Raw genomic sequence first — 13919 nt, forward strand, 5'->3', positions numbered from 1 at the left:
CGAACGGACGCAGGAGGGGCCTCCTGTTCGAGGCAGGCCCCCGCACACGTCCACTCGACGGTGCCGGCCCGCGCGAGTGGACGCACATCGGGCTCTCCACAGCCACCGGACCCCATCGCGGGTCCGCTCGCCGACCCGCCTCCGGCGCCCCATGCTGGTCGAGTAGCCGCCGGAGGCGGCGTATCGAGACCCACCCTGCTGGGCGCGGCGCCCGCGCGTCTCAGCTGCGCGCGGCGACGATGCGCGCGATCCGCTCCGGGACGGTGTCGTCCTGGAGGCTCGTGACGTCGCCGAGGGCGCGCCCGTCACGGATGTCGCCGAGGAGGCGGCGCATGATCTTGCCCGAGCGGGTCTTGGGCAGGTCGGGCACGACGACCACGTCGCGCGGCTTCGCGATCGGGCCGATCGCCGTCGCGACGTGCTCGCGCAGCACCTGCGAGAGGTCGGCCTCGAGCGCGGTCCAGTAGGCCGGATCCTCCTCCGCGCGGTCGATCGCCTCGTCGGAGGGGATCACGAACGCCGCGATGGCCTGACCCGTCGTCGCGTCCTCGACGCCCACCACGCCGGCCTCGCCGACCGCCGGGTGCGCGACGAGCGCCGACTCGATCTCGATGGTCGAGAGCCGGTGCCCCGAGACGTTGATGACGTCGTCGACCCGGCCGAGCACCCAGATGTCGCCGTCGGCGTCGTACTTCGCGCCGTCGCCGGAGAAGAAGTAGCCGCGGTCGGCGTAGCGGGCCCAGTAGGAGTCGCGGTACCGCTCCGGGTTCCCCCAGACGGTCCGCGCGAGGGCCGGGCCGGTGCGGTCGACCACGAGGTAGCCGCCGGAGCCGTTCGGCACCCGCTCGCCCGCCTCGTCGACGACGAGGGCGCCGAGGCCGGGCAGGGCGCCCAGCGAGGAGCCCGGCTTGAGGGTCGAGACGCCCGGCAGCGGGCACATCACGGCCGCGCCCGTCTCGGACTGCCACCAGGTGTCGACGATCGGGCAGCGTCCGCCGCCGATCCGCTCGTGGAACCACACCCAGGCCTCGGGGTTGATCGACTCGCCGACCGTGCCCAGCAGTCGGAGGCTGGAGAGGTCGTACTCGGACGGCACGCCCTCGGGGAACCAGGTCATCAGCGTCCGGATCAGGGTCGGCGCCGTGTAGTAGACGGTGACGCCGTAGCGCTCGATGATCTCGAAGTGCCGCGCGGTGTGCGGAGTGTTGGGCGTGCCCTCGTAGATGACCTGGGTGAGCCCGTTCGAGAGCGGACCGTAGATCTCGTAGGTGTGCGCCGTGACCCAGGCCAGGTCGGCGGTGCACCAGTGCACGTCGTCCGGCTTCGCGTCGAAGACGGCCCAGTGCGTCCAGGACGCCTGGGTCAGGTAGCCGCCGCTGGTGTGCACGAGGCCCTTCGGCTTCCCGGTCGTGCCCGAGGTGTAGATGATGAACAGCGGGGTCTCCGCGTCGAAGGCCTCGGCCTCGTGCACGTCGCTCTGCCCGTCGACGACGTCGTGCCACCAGACGTCGCGGCCCTCGGTCCAGGGGAGGTCCGGCGTCTCGTCGCCGGTGCGGCGGACGACGAGCACGTGCTCGATCGACGCGACGCCGGCGACCGCGTGGTCGGCGTTCGCCTTCACCGGGACGGCGACACCGCGCCGGAACTGGCCGTCGGTGGTGACCAGCAGCTTCGCGCCGGTGTCCTCGACGCGGAAGCGCACCGCCTCGGCGGAGAAGCCGCCGAAGACGAGGGAGTGGATCGCGCCGATCCGCGCGATGGCGAGAGTGACCACGACGGTCTCGGGGATCACCGGGAGGTAGACGACGACGCGGTCGCCCTTCCCGATGCCGAGCGCGGTGAGCGCGTGCGCGGCGCGGGCCACCTCGCGCTGCAGCTCGGCGTAGCTGATCGAGCGCCGGTCGCCGCGCTCGCCCTCGAAGTGCAGGGCGATCTTGTCGCCGCGGCCCGCGTCGACGTGCCGGTCGACGCAGTTGACGGCGACGTTGAGCGTGCCGCCCTCGAACCAGGTCGCGCGCGGGACCGACAGCGTGCCGTCCTCCTGCGGGACGGCCGGCTCCCAGCGGTGCGCGGTGTGCCAGGGCTCGACCCAGTCGAGGCGCCGGGCGGCCTCCTCCCAGAACGCCACCGGGTCGGCGGCGGCGCGGGCGTGCTCGCCGGGGCCGACGTTCGCCTGCGCGGCGAAGGCCTCGGGCGCCGGGAAGCGGCGGGACTCCTCGAGCAGGTTCGCGATCGTCTCGCTCATCGGCGGGCCTCCGTGGTCGTCGTGCCGGTCGTCGTGCCGGTCGTGCAGCGCGCCGTGCCGGTCATCCTCACGCCCACTTCCGGATCGCGTAGCGCTGGAACACGCCGACGATCGAGTCGGTCAGCTTGCCCAGCACCGCCAGCAGGATGATCGCGAGGAAGACGCGGTCGATGCGCCCGTTGCTCTGGCTGTCGGTCAGGCGGAAGCCCAGGCCCATCGACGAGGCGATCAGCTCGGCGGCGACCAGGAACAGCCACGACTGCGCGAGCGCGAGGCGCAGCCCGGCGATCACCGAGGGGATCACGGCCGGCAGCTGCACCGCGGTGAACAGCCGCACCCCCGAGAGCCCGAACGCCCGGCCCGCCTCGACGAGCTGCCGGTCGACGTGGCCGAGGGCTGTCGCGACGGTGGTGAAGACGGGGAAGAACGCGCCGATCGTGATCAGCGTGATCTTCGATTCCTCGCCGATCCCCATCCAGAGCAGCAGCAGCGGCACCCAGGCCAGCGACGGCACCGCGCGGATCGCGCCGAGCGTCGGTGCCAGCACGACCTCCCACACCCGGGAGAGCCCGAAGAGCGCGCCGACCAGCAGCCCCAGTGCGGAGCCGAGGCCGAAGCCGATCAGCACCCGCTGGGTCGAGATCGCGACGTCCTGCCCGAGGTCGCCGCGCTGCGCGAGATCGACCGCCGCCGCCCAGACCATCGCCGGCGACGGGAACACCGACACCGACACCATCCCCGTGGTCGTGACGATCTGCCAGGCCGCGAGCAGCAGCACCGGGAGGATCGCCCCGCCCACCACCAGGAACCAGCGCCGCGAGGTGAGCGGCCGGGCGTGCGCCGCCTCGTCGTCGCGGAGCCGCTTCTGCGACGCCTCGACGCTCGGCCCGACCACGGCGGTGCCGACCGCACCCGGCGCCTGCACGAGCCCGGTGCTCCGGCGCACCAGGTCGGCGTCGGTCACGGTCTCGTCGTCGCGTGTCGCCATCGTCGTCTCCTCGGTCGGTGTCGCGGTCGGTGCTGTCGCGGGTCGGTCTGTCCCGGGTCGGTGCTGTCGTGCTGTGGTCGTGCGGGCGTCAGGAGCGCCGTCAGGCGATCGCGGACGGGTCGGCTGCCGTCGCATACGTGTCGTCGATCAGCGAGTCGAGGGCCGCGTCGACCTGCTCCTGCGTGGCGACGTCGCCGTTCGCGACGAAGATCGGGCCGATGATGGCGAGCACGTCGGTCTGGGCCGAGCCGGGGACGTTGTCGACGTCGAGGTTGCTGCGCTCGGTGATCACCGTGGTCGCCACGGCGACGTCGAGCCCGGCGACGGACGCGAGGATGCTCGCCGTCTCCTCCTGGTTCTCCAGGGCCCAGGCGCGGGCGTGCTCGTAGGCGTTCACGACGGTCTGCGCGAGGTCGGGCTTGGCCGCGAGGAAGCTCTCGGTGGCGTTGAGCAGCCCGTAGGAGTTGAAGTCGACGTTGCGGTAGAGCAGGGTCGCGCCGGCCGCCTCCGCGCCCGCCATGATCGGGTCGAGTCCGGCCCAGGCGTCGACCGAGCCGTTCTGCAGCGCGGCCCAGCCGTCGGCGTGCTGCAGGTTCTGCACGGTGACGTCGTCGATGCTCAGGCCGGCGGCCTCGAGCGCCTGCACCAGGAAGAAGTAGGGGTCGGTGCCGCTGGTGGCCGCGATCTGCTTGCCGGCGAGCTGCTCGACGCTGGTGATCGCCGAGCCGGCGGGCACGACGAGGGCGGACCACTCCGGCTGGGAGAAGATGTCGATCGTCCTGATCGGCGAGCCGTTCGAGCGCGCGAGCAGCGCGGCCGAGCCAGCCGTCGAGCCGACGTCGATCGCCCCGGCGCGCAGGGCCTCGTTGGCCTTGTTCGAGCCGGCCGACTGCACCCAGGTGACGGTGACCTCCTGCTCGGCGAGGGCGGCCTCGAGCCAGCCCTTCTCCTTGATGACGAGGCTCAGCGGGTTGTAGGTCGCGAAGTCGAGCGTCAGCGTGCCGCCCTGGGTCTTCGCGGTCGAGCCGTCGGAGGCGGCGGGCGCCGCGGCCGCACCGCCGCCGCCCTCGCCCTGGACGCAGCCCGCGAGGAGCGGGACCGCGGCGGCGGTGAGCAGGCCCGCGAGCGCGGTGCGGCGGGTGAGCGGGGAGGTGCTGAACGACGGGAACGACATGGGGGCCTCGACTTCGGTGCGGTGGCGGGAGTGGGACGAGTGTGCGGGAGCGGACGGACGGGATGTCCGCGAGCGGTGGGATCCGTGGACGGAGGGCGGGATCGGCGCCTGGGGAGGAGAGGAAGGAGGGACGCGGCGGCCTAGTGCCGCTCGATCCCGAGCCCCTCGAGCAGCTCGACCCGCCGCTCGGCGAGCTCGGCGGAGCCGCGGTCGCGGGGCCGCGCACCGGGGACCGTCATGATCTGCCGGATGCGCGAGACGCCGCCCGGCTCGTCGCGGCCGAGCAGCACGATGCGGTCGGCCAGCTGCAGCGCCTCGTCCACGTCGTGGGTGACGAGCAGGATCGTCGCGGGGGCGGCCGCGTGCACCTCGAGCAGGAGGTCCTGCATCCGCAGGCGGGTCAGCGCGTCGAGCGCGCCGAACGGCTCGTCCAGCAGCAGGACGCCGGGGTTGCGGGCCAGGGCGCGGGCGAGCGAGGCCCGCTGCGCCATCCCGCCGGACACCTCGCGCGGCCGGGAGCCGGCGTGCGCGGTCAGCCCGACCAGCGAGAGCAGCTCGTCGACGGCGGTGCGGCCGGCCTCGCGCGAGGTGCCGCGCGGGAGCCCGAGTGCGACGTTCGCCGCGAGGGAGCGCCAGGGCAGCAGGCGCGGCTCCTGGAACGCGACCGCGCAGCGCGGGTCGATCCCCGACACCGACGACCCGTCGATCAGCACCGTTCCGGCGCTCGCCGTGTCCAGTCCGGCGGCGATCCGCAGCAGCGTCGACTTGCCGCAGCCGCTCGGGCCGAGGATCGCGATCACCTCGCCGGCGCGGACGTCGAGCGAGACGTCGGCGAGCACGGGGGCGCCCGGGGCGAAGGTGCGGCCGACCCCGTCGAAGCGCACCGGGAACGCCGACTGGCCGAGCGCGGCGTCGAAGGCCAGGCTCGTGCGGGCGGGTGTTCCGGTCATGAGGGCTCCGAGGCGGGGCGGGCGGGCGGACCCGTCCGATCGTACGGACGAGCGCCGACTCCTCCGATTCCGTGATGAAACGCGGAGTAACACAGGCTCGGGAACGACGAAGGCCCCGCCGGCACCGCGCAGCGGCGGCCGACGGGGCCTCGGGGGAGCGGACTACGCCTGGACGAGCACGAGCTCCTCGAGCGGCAGGCGCGTGCGGGGAGCGGTCTCGCGCTCGCGGAGCACGTCGTTCTCGAGCGCGTCGGGGCTGGCGAGCACGCCCACGGCGGCGACGGTCACCGGGTCGAAGCGCGCGTCGACGCCGAACGCCGTCCGGACGCCGTCCTTGTCGAAGCCGGCCATCTGGTGCACGTGCAGCCCCTCGTGGTGCGCCTGCACGCTGAGGTGGGCGACGGCCTGGCCGAGGTCGTAGACGGCCCACGGGCGCGCCTCGCCCTTCTCGTCGACCGTCTCGGCGAGCGCGACGATCAGCGCGGCGGCCGAGCCGGCCCAGGCGGCGTTGAAGCCGACGAGGGTGCCGACGATGCTGTCGAACTCCGGAGTGCCGCGGCGCGCGACGATGAAGCGCGACGGCTGCGAGTTGCCCGCCGAGGGGGACCAGCGGGCGGCCTCGAGCAGCGCGGTCAGCGTCTCGTCCGCGATCGCCGCGGAGGCGTCGTAGGAGCGGGGGCTCCAGCGCTCGGCGAGGACGTCCAGGATCGGGGCGCTGGTCGAGGCGGTGCGGGTGGCGGTGTCGGTCATGGGGTGCTTCTCTCCGGAGATCGCTGAACAGGGAGGGCCTCGTCGCCCGAGGGACCCAACCGCAGGAGCTCCGCCGGCATTCCCGCTCGTCGCGCCGACCGGCCGTTCGCCCACGGAGGAGCACGGGGTCCTGTCGGTGCGGAACGGTACCCTGGAGAGCGGCGTGCTTCCCCGCGCGCGACAACTCACCACTCTGATGGAGGATCATCCATGGCCCAGCACTTCGACGTCGTCGTCCTGGGGGCAGGCCCCGGTGGATACGTGGCCGCGATCCGTGCCGCCCAGCTCGGCAAGTCCGTCGCCATCGTCGAGAAGAAGTACTGGGGCGGTGTCTGCCTCAACGTGGGCTGCATCCCCTCCAAGGCGCTGCTGCGCAACGCGGAGCTCGCCCACATCTTCCACGCGCAGGCGAAGCAGTTCGGCATCTCGGGGGACGTCTCCTTCGACTTCGGCGTGGCCTTCGACCGCAGCCGCACCGTCGCGGACGGACGCACCAAGGGCGTCCACTTCCTGATGAAGAAGAACAAGATCACCGAGTTCGACGGCACCGGCTCCTTCACCGGCCCGCAGGGCCTCGACGTGCAGCTCACCAAGGGCGGCTCCGAGTCGCTGACCTTCGACGACGCGATCATCGCGACCGGCGCGAGCGTCCGCCTCCTCCCCGGCGTCGAGCTCTCCGAGAACGTCGTCACCTACGAGACCCAGATCATGACCCGCGAGCTGCCCGACACGATGGCCATCGTGGGCGCCGGCGCGATCGGCATGGAGTTCGCCTACGTCCTGAAGAACTACGGCGTCGACGTGACGATCATCGAGTTCATGGACCGCGCCCTCCCCAACGAGGACCCGGACGTCTCCAAGGAGATCCAGAAGCAGTACAAGAAGCTCGGCGTCGAGATCCTCACCTCGACCAAGGTCGAGTCGGTCGTCGACAAGGACGGCTACGTCACCGTCACCTACACCGGCAAGGACGGCACGCAGTCGACCCTCGAGGTCGACAAGGTCCTCATGTCGATCGGCTGGGTCCCGCGCGTCGAGGGCTTCGGCCTCGAGAAGACGGGCGTCGAGGTCACCGAGCGCGGCGCCATCGGCATCGACGAGTACATGCGCACCAACGTCCCGCACATCTACGCGATCGGCGACGTCACCGCCAAGCTGCAGCTCGCGCACGTCGCGGAGGCGCAGGGCGTCGTCGCCGCGGAGACCATCGCCGGAGCCGAGACCCAGACCCTCGGCGACTACCGGATGATGCCGCGCGCCACGTTCTGCCAGCCGCAGATCGCCTCCTTCGGCCTCACCGAGAAGCAGGCGACCGACGAGGGCCACGAGATCACCGTCTCGACCTTCCCGTTCATGGCCAACGGCAAGGCGCACGGCCTCGGCGAGCCCACCGGCTTCGTCAAGCTCATCGCGAGCAAGCAGTACGGCGAGCTCCTCGGCGCCCACATGATCGGCCCGGACGTGTCCGAGCTGCTCCCCGAGCTCACGCTCGCGCAGAAGTGGGACCTCACGGCGACCGAGCTGGCTCGCAACGTGCACACCCACCCGACGCTGTCGGAGGCGCTCCAGGAGGGCTTCCACGGCCTCAAGGGCCACATGATCAACATGTAAGTCCCCGCTCCACCCGCACCGCGCGCTCCGGCTCGCGGCCGCACCTGCTCCGGCTCGCCGGATCCGCCTCGGCTCGCCCGATCGCGCGGATCCTGCGAGCCGGAGCTGTTTCCGCGAGCCGGAGATCCCGTCCCGAGCCGTATCGCGTCTCGACGAGCCCGGCTCGGGGCCGCCGCTAGCGTGGACGGATGGACCCGCGCCTCCTCGACCGACTCGCCGCCGACGCCTGGCCGCCCCTCGAGCGCCGCGCGCTCGGCGGCTGGCGGCTGCGCGCGGCCGGCGGCGTCACGAAGCGCGCCAACTCCGTGCTCACCTCCGGTCCCGTCGAGGACGTGGACCAGGCGATCACCGCAGCGGAGGAGTTCGCGCGCGAGCAGGGGATCCCGCCGCTCTTCCAGCTCGGGCCCGCGACGCTCCCCGCCGACCTGCCCGAGCGGCTCACCCGCCGCGGCTACGCCGGGCACGAGCGCACCCTCGTCCTCACCGGCTCCGTGACGGAGGCGCTCGCCGCGCTCGGTCCCGCCGCCCCGGAGGACGCAGAGCAGGTCGAGACGACGGAGGCGCCCGGTGAGGAGTGGCTGTCGCTCTGGTGGTCGGTCGACGGCCGCGGCGGCGACGCCGAGCGCGGGATCGCCGAGCGGATCCTCGCGGGCTGCGACTCCGCCTACACCCTGCTGCGGGACGGGAGCGGCCCCGCCGCCTGCGGTCGGCTCTCCTGGGCGACCGCCGAGTACGGCGAGGCCTGGTGCGGTCTCTTCGCGCTGGCCACGCGCCCGGACGCGCGCCGCCGCGGCCACGCCGCCACGGTCCTCCGCGCCCTGCTCGAGCAGGCCGCCGCCCGAGGCGTCGACCGCCTGTGGATCCAGGTGCTCGCCGACAACGCTGCCGCCCGCCGCCTCTACGCGTCCCTCGGCTGCCGCGAGTCCTCGCACTACGAGTACTGGCGCCGCTGACCGTCCCCCTCCCTCCCGCGAGATGCCACTTGTGCACGCGACACGCCGTGAAACGCGTGCACAAGTGGCATCTCGCGGCGGGGGATCAGCCGGCGATGACCGCGCGCGCCACGGCCTCGGCGCGGGCGGCGTCGCCCGTGACGAGCACGCGCCACCACGTGTCGTCGGCCAGCACGTCGACCTCGCACGAGCCGCCGCCGCAGCCCGAGAGCGCGCGGTCGCCGAGGCCGTCGAGCGGAGTCAGGGTGACGGCGAGCCCCGTCGTCAGGGACAGATTGCGCCAGCCGTCCTCGCCGTTCGGCAGCACGTCGACACTCAGACCCGCGTAGCTGCTGCTGGTCGCATCGGTCCAGGTGCACGAGGCGTAGCCCGCGCGAGCGGCGGCCGCGGCGGAGGCGGTCGACGGCGCGACGCCCTCGGTCCCGCTCCCCGGGGTCGCGTCCACGAGCCCGGCCGTCGCGGCCAGCTGCTCGCCGGTCAGCACCTCGGCGCAGGCGGGTGCGGTCGCGGTCACCGGCTCGTCGAGCCGACCGCCGGCCGCCGCGGCGGTCGCCGTGGCGAGGGCCGCGAGGTCGGCGTCGGCCGGCGAGCCGGTCAGAGCGAGCGTCACCCAGGTCGAGCCGGTGAGCAGATCGACGGAGCAGATCTCGACCGAGCAGGCGCTGTAGGCCTCGACGTCGGTCGCGAGTCGCGTTCCGCCGGAGAGGCCGGCCGCGGCGAACGCGTCCGCGGCGTCCTCGGCGGCCGAGGCGGTGATCGACGCCGTGCCGTCCTCCTCGTACCAGGCGCAGGTCAGCAGCCCGCCGTTCTCCTGCGCCGACTCGCGGATCAGCTCGGCCGAGGAGCGCACCGTCTCGTCCCGCGTGCCCTCGAGCGAGTCGGCCGCGATCCCGAGGGCGCTCGACGCGCGCGCGACCGGCAGCAGGGCGTCGCAGTCGAGCCGGGCGGCCGAGGAGCGGCTCGGGGTCGGCGACGCGGAGGCGGAGGCAGGAGGAGTCGCAGAGGCGGTCGCGGACGCCGTCCCGCTCGCCTCCGGCTCGGCCGCCGTGCAGCCCGCGAGCAGGCCGGCCGCGACGAGCAGCGCCGCCCCGGTCCCGACGGCGCGCGCCCTCACGCGGCCAGCTCGCGCTCGATCGCCGCCGTGAACGCGTCGATGTCGTCCTCGCTCGTGTCGAACGAGCAGACCCAGCGCACCTCGCCGGTCGCCGGGTTCCAGTCGTAGAAGCGGTAGGCGGCGCGCAGCCGGTCCGCGACCCCCGCCGGCAGGGTCGCGAACACCGCGTTCGCCTGCGTCGGCTGGGTGAAGGCGAGCCCGGTGATCCGTCCGGCGGCCACGGCCTCGTCCAGCTGCGAGCGCAGCCGCGCCGCCATCGCGTTCGCGTGCCGGGCCGAGCGCAGCCAGAGCGGCTCCGCCTCGCCGTCCTCGCCGAGCATCGCGAGCAGCTGCGCCGAGAGGAAGCGCATCTTCGAGGACAGCTGCATGTTGGTCTTGCGGAGGAACGTCAGCCCGCTGGACGCCTCGGGGTCGAGCACGACGATCGCCTCGCCGAGCAGCATGCCGTTCTTGGTGCCGCCGAAGGACAGGACGTCGACTCCGGCGTCGCTGGTGAAGGCGCGCAGGGGCAGCCCGAGGGCCGCTCCGGCGTTCGCGATCCGCGCTCCGTCCATGTGGAGCCGCATCCCCCGTTCGTGGGCCTGGTCGGCCAGCGCGCGGACCTCCTCCGGCGTGTAGACCGTGCCGAGCTCGGTCGACTGCGTGATCGAGACGACCAGCGGCTGGGCGCGGTGCTCGTCGCCGAAGCCCCAGGCCTGCTCGTCCACGAGCGCCGGCGTGAGCTTGCCGTCGGGGCTCTCGACGGTGAGGATCTTGATCCCGCCGACCTTCTCGGGGGCCCCGCCCTCGTCCGAGTTGATGTGCGCGGTGCCGGCGGAGACGACCGCTCCCCAGCGGGGCAGCATCGACTGCAGACCGGTCACGTTCGCCCCGGTTCCGTTGAAGACGGGGAAGGCCTCGGCCTGCTCGCCGAACTCGCGGCGGAAGACGCGCTGCAGCTCCGCGGTGTAGACGTCCTCGCCGTAGGCGACCTGGTGGGCGCCGTTCGCCGCGGCGATCGCGGCGAGCACCTCCTCGTGCACGCCGGAGTAGTTGTCGGAGGCGAAGCCGCGGAGGTCGGGATCGTGCAGAGCGCTCATCCCCCCATCCTCGCAGCCCGCCGCGGATCGATCCTGGTGGCGGGCGCCGCCGCTCCCTGTGTTTCCGGCATGTGAACGGACCATCCCCTGAAAGCCGATTGCCGTCAAGAAGTTGGTATCGCGTGGGAGGCAGGCCACTCTTGTCCTATGCGCATGGACACTTCGGGGGCGGTCCGCGACATGCCCGCCCCTCCCGGGGTGGACGAGATCGCGGCGCGCTTCGGCGACCCCGTCCTCGCGTTCGCCCCGCAGCCCCGCCTCGAGGAGTTCGCGGCGGCGCAGACCATGGCGCTCGGACGCTTCGTCGAGATCTCCCTCTCCTACTCGTTCTTCAAGAATCCGCGCAACCGGGCCGACCCGGTCAACCACGTCCCGCTCACCCCCGAGCAGAAGCGCGCGATCGAGCGCGCCGAGAACGACCACCTCCCGCCCTGGATGGTCGATCAGGTGACGCGGATGCGCTATCCCGTGCTGTGGGAGGCGGTGCGCACCTCCGTGCCGATCCCCGCCGAGCGCAGCCGGCCGCTGGAGTCGCGCCTCGCCGCGCACATGGGTGACGTGCTGCGGAACACCTTCCCCGGCCGCGTCCGCACCCGCCGCGGCGGCATGCCGGTCGTCGCCGCCGCCCTGCGCGACGAGGACGTCGTGCGCGGGGTCCCGGTCGTCGTCGACGGCGAGGCGCTGCGCGGCTACCGCGTCGACACCGACCCCGACGTGGTCGCCATCGGCGCCCGGGTCGACGGCCGCTACATGACCGTCGTGCTCGACAGGAAGATCGTCCCCGACATCCGCATGGAGTTCGTCCGTCGAATCCCGCCACGTCCGGCTCCGGCCCAGCCGCGGCGCTGACGCCCGAACGGGCACGCGGACCCGGCGACGGACGCGATCGGGCCGGCGCACGGACCGGAACGGTCAGGACCGCCCCGGCACCGCGATCCCGTGCTCGTAGGCGAAGACGACGGCCTGGATGCGGTCGCGGACGCGCAGCTTCATCAGGATCTTGGACACGTGGGTCTTCACGGTGGCCTCGCCGACGTAGAGCTCGGCGGCGATCTCGGCGTTGGACGAGCCGCGGGCCAGGTGCACGAGCACCTCGCGCTCGCGGTCGGTGAGCTCCTCGATGCCGGGGTGGACCTCGGCGCGGGCCGGCGCCGTCGCGAAGCGCTCGAGCACGCGGCGCGTCACGTCGGGCGCGAGCATCGCGTCGCCGCGGGCCACGACCTGCACGGCCTCGACCAGCTCCTCCGGCGACGCGTTCTTCAGCAGGAAGCCGCTCGCTCCGGAGGACAGCGCCTCGAAGAGGTAGTCGTCGCGGTCGAACGTGGTCAGGATGAGGACGCTGGAGCACAGCCGCGGATCCTTGACGATCTCGCGGGTAGCGGCCAGGCCGTCCATCCCGGGCATCTGCACGTCCATGCAGATGACGTCCGGGCACAGGTCGGAGGCCCGCTCGATCGCCTCGATCCCGGTGCGGGCCTCGCCGACGACGACGATCCCGGGCTCGGACTCGAGGATGGTGCGGAAGCCGGCGCGGACGAGCTCCTGGTCGTCGACCAGCAGCACCCGGACATCGGCCGTCATGCGCGCCCCCCGCTCGCTCGCTCCCGGCGCCCCCACGACACCTCGGACGACGCTACCGGCTCCCCGGACCCCGCGCGGACGCTCGTCAGAGGGACGCGGGCACGCATCAGGTAGCCGGAGCCGCTCGGGCCGGTCTCGACCGTGCCGCCGACGGCCGCGGCGCGCTCGCTCATGCCGGTGTGCCCGAGCCCGCAGGACGTCGCGGCGACGGGATGCGCGCCCTCCCCGCCGTCGTCGGCGACCTCGAGCTCGACCGCGTCGTCGAGGTAGCGCAGCCGCACCTCGGCTGTGGCGCCGCGGCCGGCGTGCTTGCGCACATTGGTGAGCGACTCCTGCGCGATCCGGTAGAGGCTGAGACCGACCGTCGCCGTGATGTCCCGGGGTTCGCCGACGGTGAGGAACACGGCGGGCAGACCGGAGCCGGCCGCGGCGAGGACGAGCTCCTCGAGCTGCGCGACCCCCCTGGTCGAGGCGGCGTCGGTGAGCGGGTCGAGGGCGGTGTCCTCGGCGCGGAGGGCGATCAGGATGCGGTGCAGCTCCTCGATCGCCGAGCGCGCGTCGCTCTCGATCGCGCTGAGCGCCGTGGCCGCCCGCTCCGGATCGCGCGCGAGTACCCGCCGAGCGGCCCCCGCCTGCACGCCCATCACACTGACGTGGTGGGCGACGACATCGTGCAGCTCGCGGGCGATGCGCAGCCGCTCGGACGACACCGCCTGGCGCGAGGAGCGCTCCCGCTCGTCGTCGAGCTCGGCGGTGCGCGCCTCGAGCGCCTCGAGCCGCCGCGCCGACTGCCAGGACGCGTCGCCGAAGACGTAGGCGCTGCCGAAGTAGAGCAGGTTCGCGACGACGGCCAGTGCCGACTCCGCGACGTAGGGCGGGAGCAGCCCGGCCGACTCCTCCGCCGGGAGCGGACTGCTCACGGGGGCGCCGGTCGCGAGGGTGACGATGAGCCAGCCCAGCATGCCGACGGCGATGACCGTGCGCACGACGAGTGCCAGGCGCCGGTCGCGGCTCCACGCGCCGACCGTGTAGAGGGCGAGGTAGAGGCAGATCTGGTTGAACAGCGACTCCGGCACCTGGAGGATCAGCCCGAGCGCGTAGACAGCGGTGAGCGCGACCGCCACGGTCGACGGGAAGCGCCGGCGGAGGGCGAGGGGGAGGGTCATCGCGAGCGCCCAGAGCGTGCTCACGGCGGGGTGCGCGGCGTCGGTGAAGCCCGCCGAGGCGTAGAGGGCGACGGAGACGAGGGTCGCCACCAGCAGGACGCCGGCGGCGACGGCGTCGCGGACGTAGGCGGAACGGGTCGGCGCTCGCCGAGTCCAGCCCGCATCGAAGGGGTCGGCAGCGACGGCGCCAGGAGGCATGCGCCCCACGCTAACCGACGACGGTCGGGCAGGCCGCCGCGCGAGTCGCCGCATGACGCTCCATTCGTATCGGTCGTGCACTTCCCATGCTGGTCGAGTAGCCGCCGGAG

Annotated in this window: 12 protein-coding genes; 3 read left to right on the top strand and 9 right to left on the bottom strand. The window is 73.3% G+C overall.

Going from position 1 to position 13919, the window contains the following annotated elements:
* Nucleotides 1-220: 220 nt before the first annotated feature.
* The 5 genes from acs to EDF43_RS13925 form a co-directional block, all read right to left on the bottom strand.
* On the bottom strand, nucleotides 221-2245 hold the full coding sequence (acs, locus tag EDF43_RS13905) for an acetate--CoA ligase (protein WP_132437379.1): 2025 nt from the start codon (nucleotides 2243-2245) through the stop codon (nucleotides 221-223).
* 67 nt (nucleotides 2246-2312) lie between these two features.
* On the bottom strand, nucleotides 2313-3233 hold the full coding sequence (locus tag EDF43_RS13910; RefSeq protein ID WP_123447157.1) for an ABC transporter permease: 921 nt from the start codon (nucleotides 3231-3233) through the stop codon (nucleotides 2313-2315).
* A gap of 100 nt (nucleotides 3234-3333) precedes the next feature.
* Nucleotides 3334-4407, bottom strand: coding sequence for an aliphatic sulfonate ABC transporter substrate-binding protein (locus EDF43_RS13915; protein WP_132437380.1), 1074 nt, complete (start codon nucleotides 4405-4407; stop codon nucleotides 3334-3336).
* A 140-nt stretch (nucleotides 4408-4547) separates the two neighbouring features.
* A complete protein-coding gene (locus EDF43_RS13920; protein ID WP_123447155.1) occupies nucleotides 4548-5357 on the bottom strand; it encodes an ABC transporter ATP-binding protein in 810 nt (269 codons plus the stop codon).
* Nucleotides 5358-5519: 162 nt separating this feature from the next.
* The gene (locus EDF43_RS13925; protein WP_123736227.1) at nucleotides 5520-6107 is read right to left on the bottom strand and encodes a nitroreductase family protein; all 588 of its coding nucleotides are present in this window, start codon (nucleotides 6105-6107) and stop codon (nucleotides 5520-5522) included.
* Nucleotides 6108-6317: 210 nt separating this feature from the next.
* Between EDF43_RS13925 and lpdA the strand changes: the two genes are divergently transcribed.
* Both lpdA and EDF43_RS13935 read left to right on the top strand, forming a co-directional pair.
* Nucleotides 6318-7718, top strand: coding sequence for a dihydrolipoyl dehydrogenase (gene lpdA / locus EDF43_RS13930; RefSeq protein ID WP_123706034.1), 1401 nt, complete (start codon nucleotides 6318-6320; stop codon nucleotides 7716-7718).
* Between the two features lie 188 nt (nucleotides 7719-7906).
* Nucleotides 7907-8671 carry a GNAT family N-acetyltransferase gene (locus tag EDF43_RS13935; RefSeq protein WP_132437381.1) on the top strand — a complete coding sequence of 255 codons (765 nt, stop codon included), beginning with the start codon at nucleotides 7907-7909 and terminating at the stop codon, nucleotides 8669-8671.
* An 85-nt stretch (nucleotides 8672-8756) separates the two neighbouring features.
* Here the strand turns inward: EDF43_RS13935 and EDF43_RS21900 are convergent, their stop codons facing one another.
* Nucleotides 8757-9785, bottom strand: a complete 1029-nt coding sequence (locus EDF43_RS21900; protein ID WP_165909119.1) for a hypothetical protein — start codon at nucleotides 9783-9785, stop codon at nucleotides 8757-8759.
* Nucleotides 9782-10864: a low specificity L-threonine aldolase gene (locus EDF43_RS13945; protein ID WP_123706031.1), complete on the bottom strand. Its 1083-nt coding sequence runs from the start codon at nucleotides 10862-10864 to the stop codon at nucleotides 9782-9784. Before EDF43_RS13945 ends, EDF43_RS21900 begins: the two co-directional genes overlap by 4 nt.
* Before the next feature lie 180 nt (nucleotides 10865-11044).
* On the opposite strand from EDF43_RS13945, the gene EDF43_RS13950 reads away from it, so the two are divergent.
* Complete coding sequence (locus tag EDF43_RS13950) at nucleotides 11045-11713, top strand: hypothetical protein (RefSeq protein ID WP_123447150.1); 669 nt, start codon at nucleotides 11045-11047, stop codon at nucleotides 11711-11713.
* Between the two features lie 63 nt (nucleotides 11714-11776).
* On the opposite strand, the gene EDF43_RS13955 is transcribed toward EDF43_RS13950, so the two are convergent.
* Both EDF43_RS13955 and EDF43_RS13960 read right to left on the bottom strand, forming a co-directional pair.
* Nucleotides 11777-12445 (bottom strand): response regulator transcription factor, encoded by a 669-nt coding sequence (locus tag EDF43_RS13955; RefSeq protein ID WP_123706238.1) that lies wholly within the window; start codon nucleotides 12443-12445, stop codon nucleotides 11777-11779.
* Nucleotides 12442-13809 (bottom strand): histidine kinase, encoded by a 1368-nt coding sequence (locus EDF43_RS13960; protein WP_165909120.1) that lies wholly within the window; start codon nucleotides 13807-13809, stop codon nucleotides 12442-12444. Before EDF43_RS13960 ends, EDF43_RS13955 begins: the two co-directional genes overlap by 4 nt.
* Nucleotides 13810-13919: the final 110 nt, after the last annotated feature.

The organism is Rathayibacter sp. PhB179, from assembly GCF_004345345.1.
Lineage (GTDB): Bacteria > Actinomycetota > Actinomycetes > Actinomycetales > Microbacteriaceae > Rathayibacter > Rathayibacter festucae.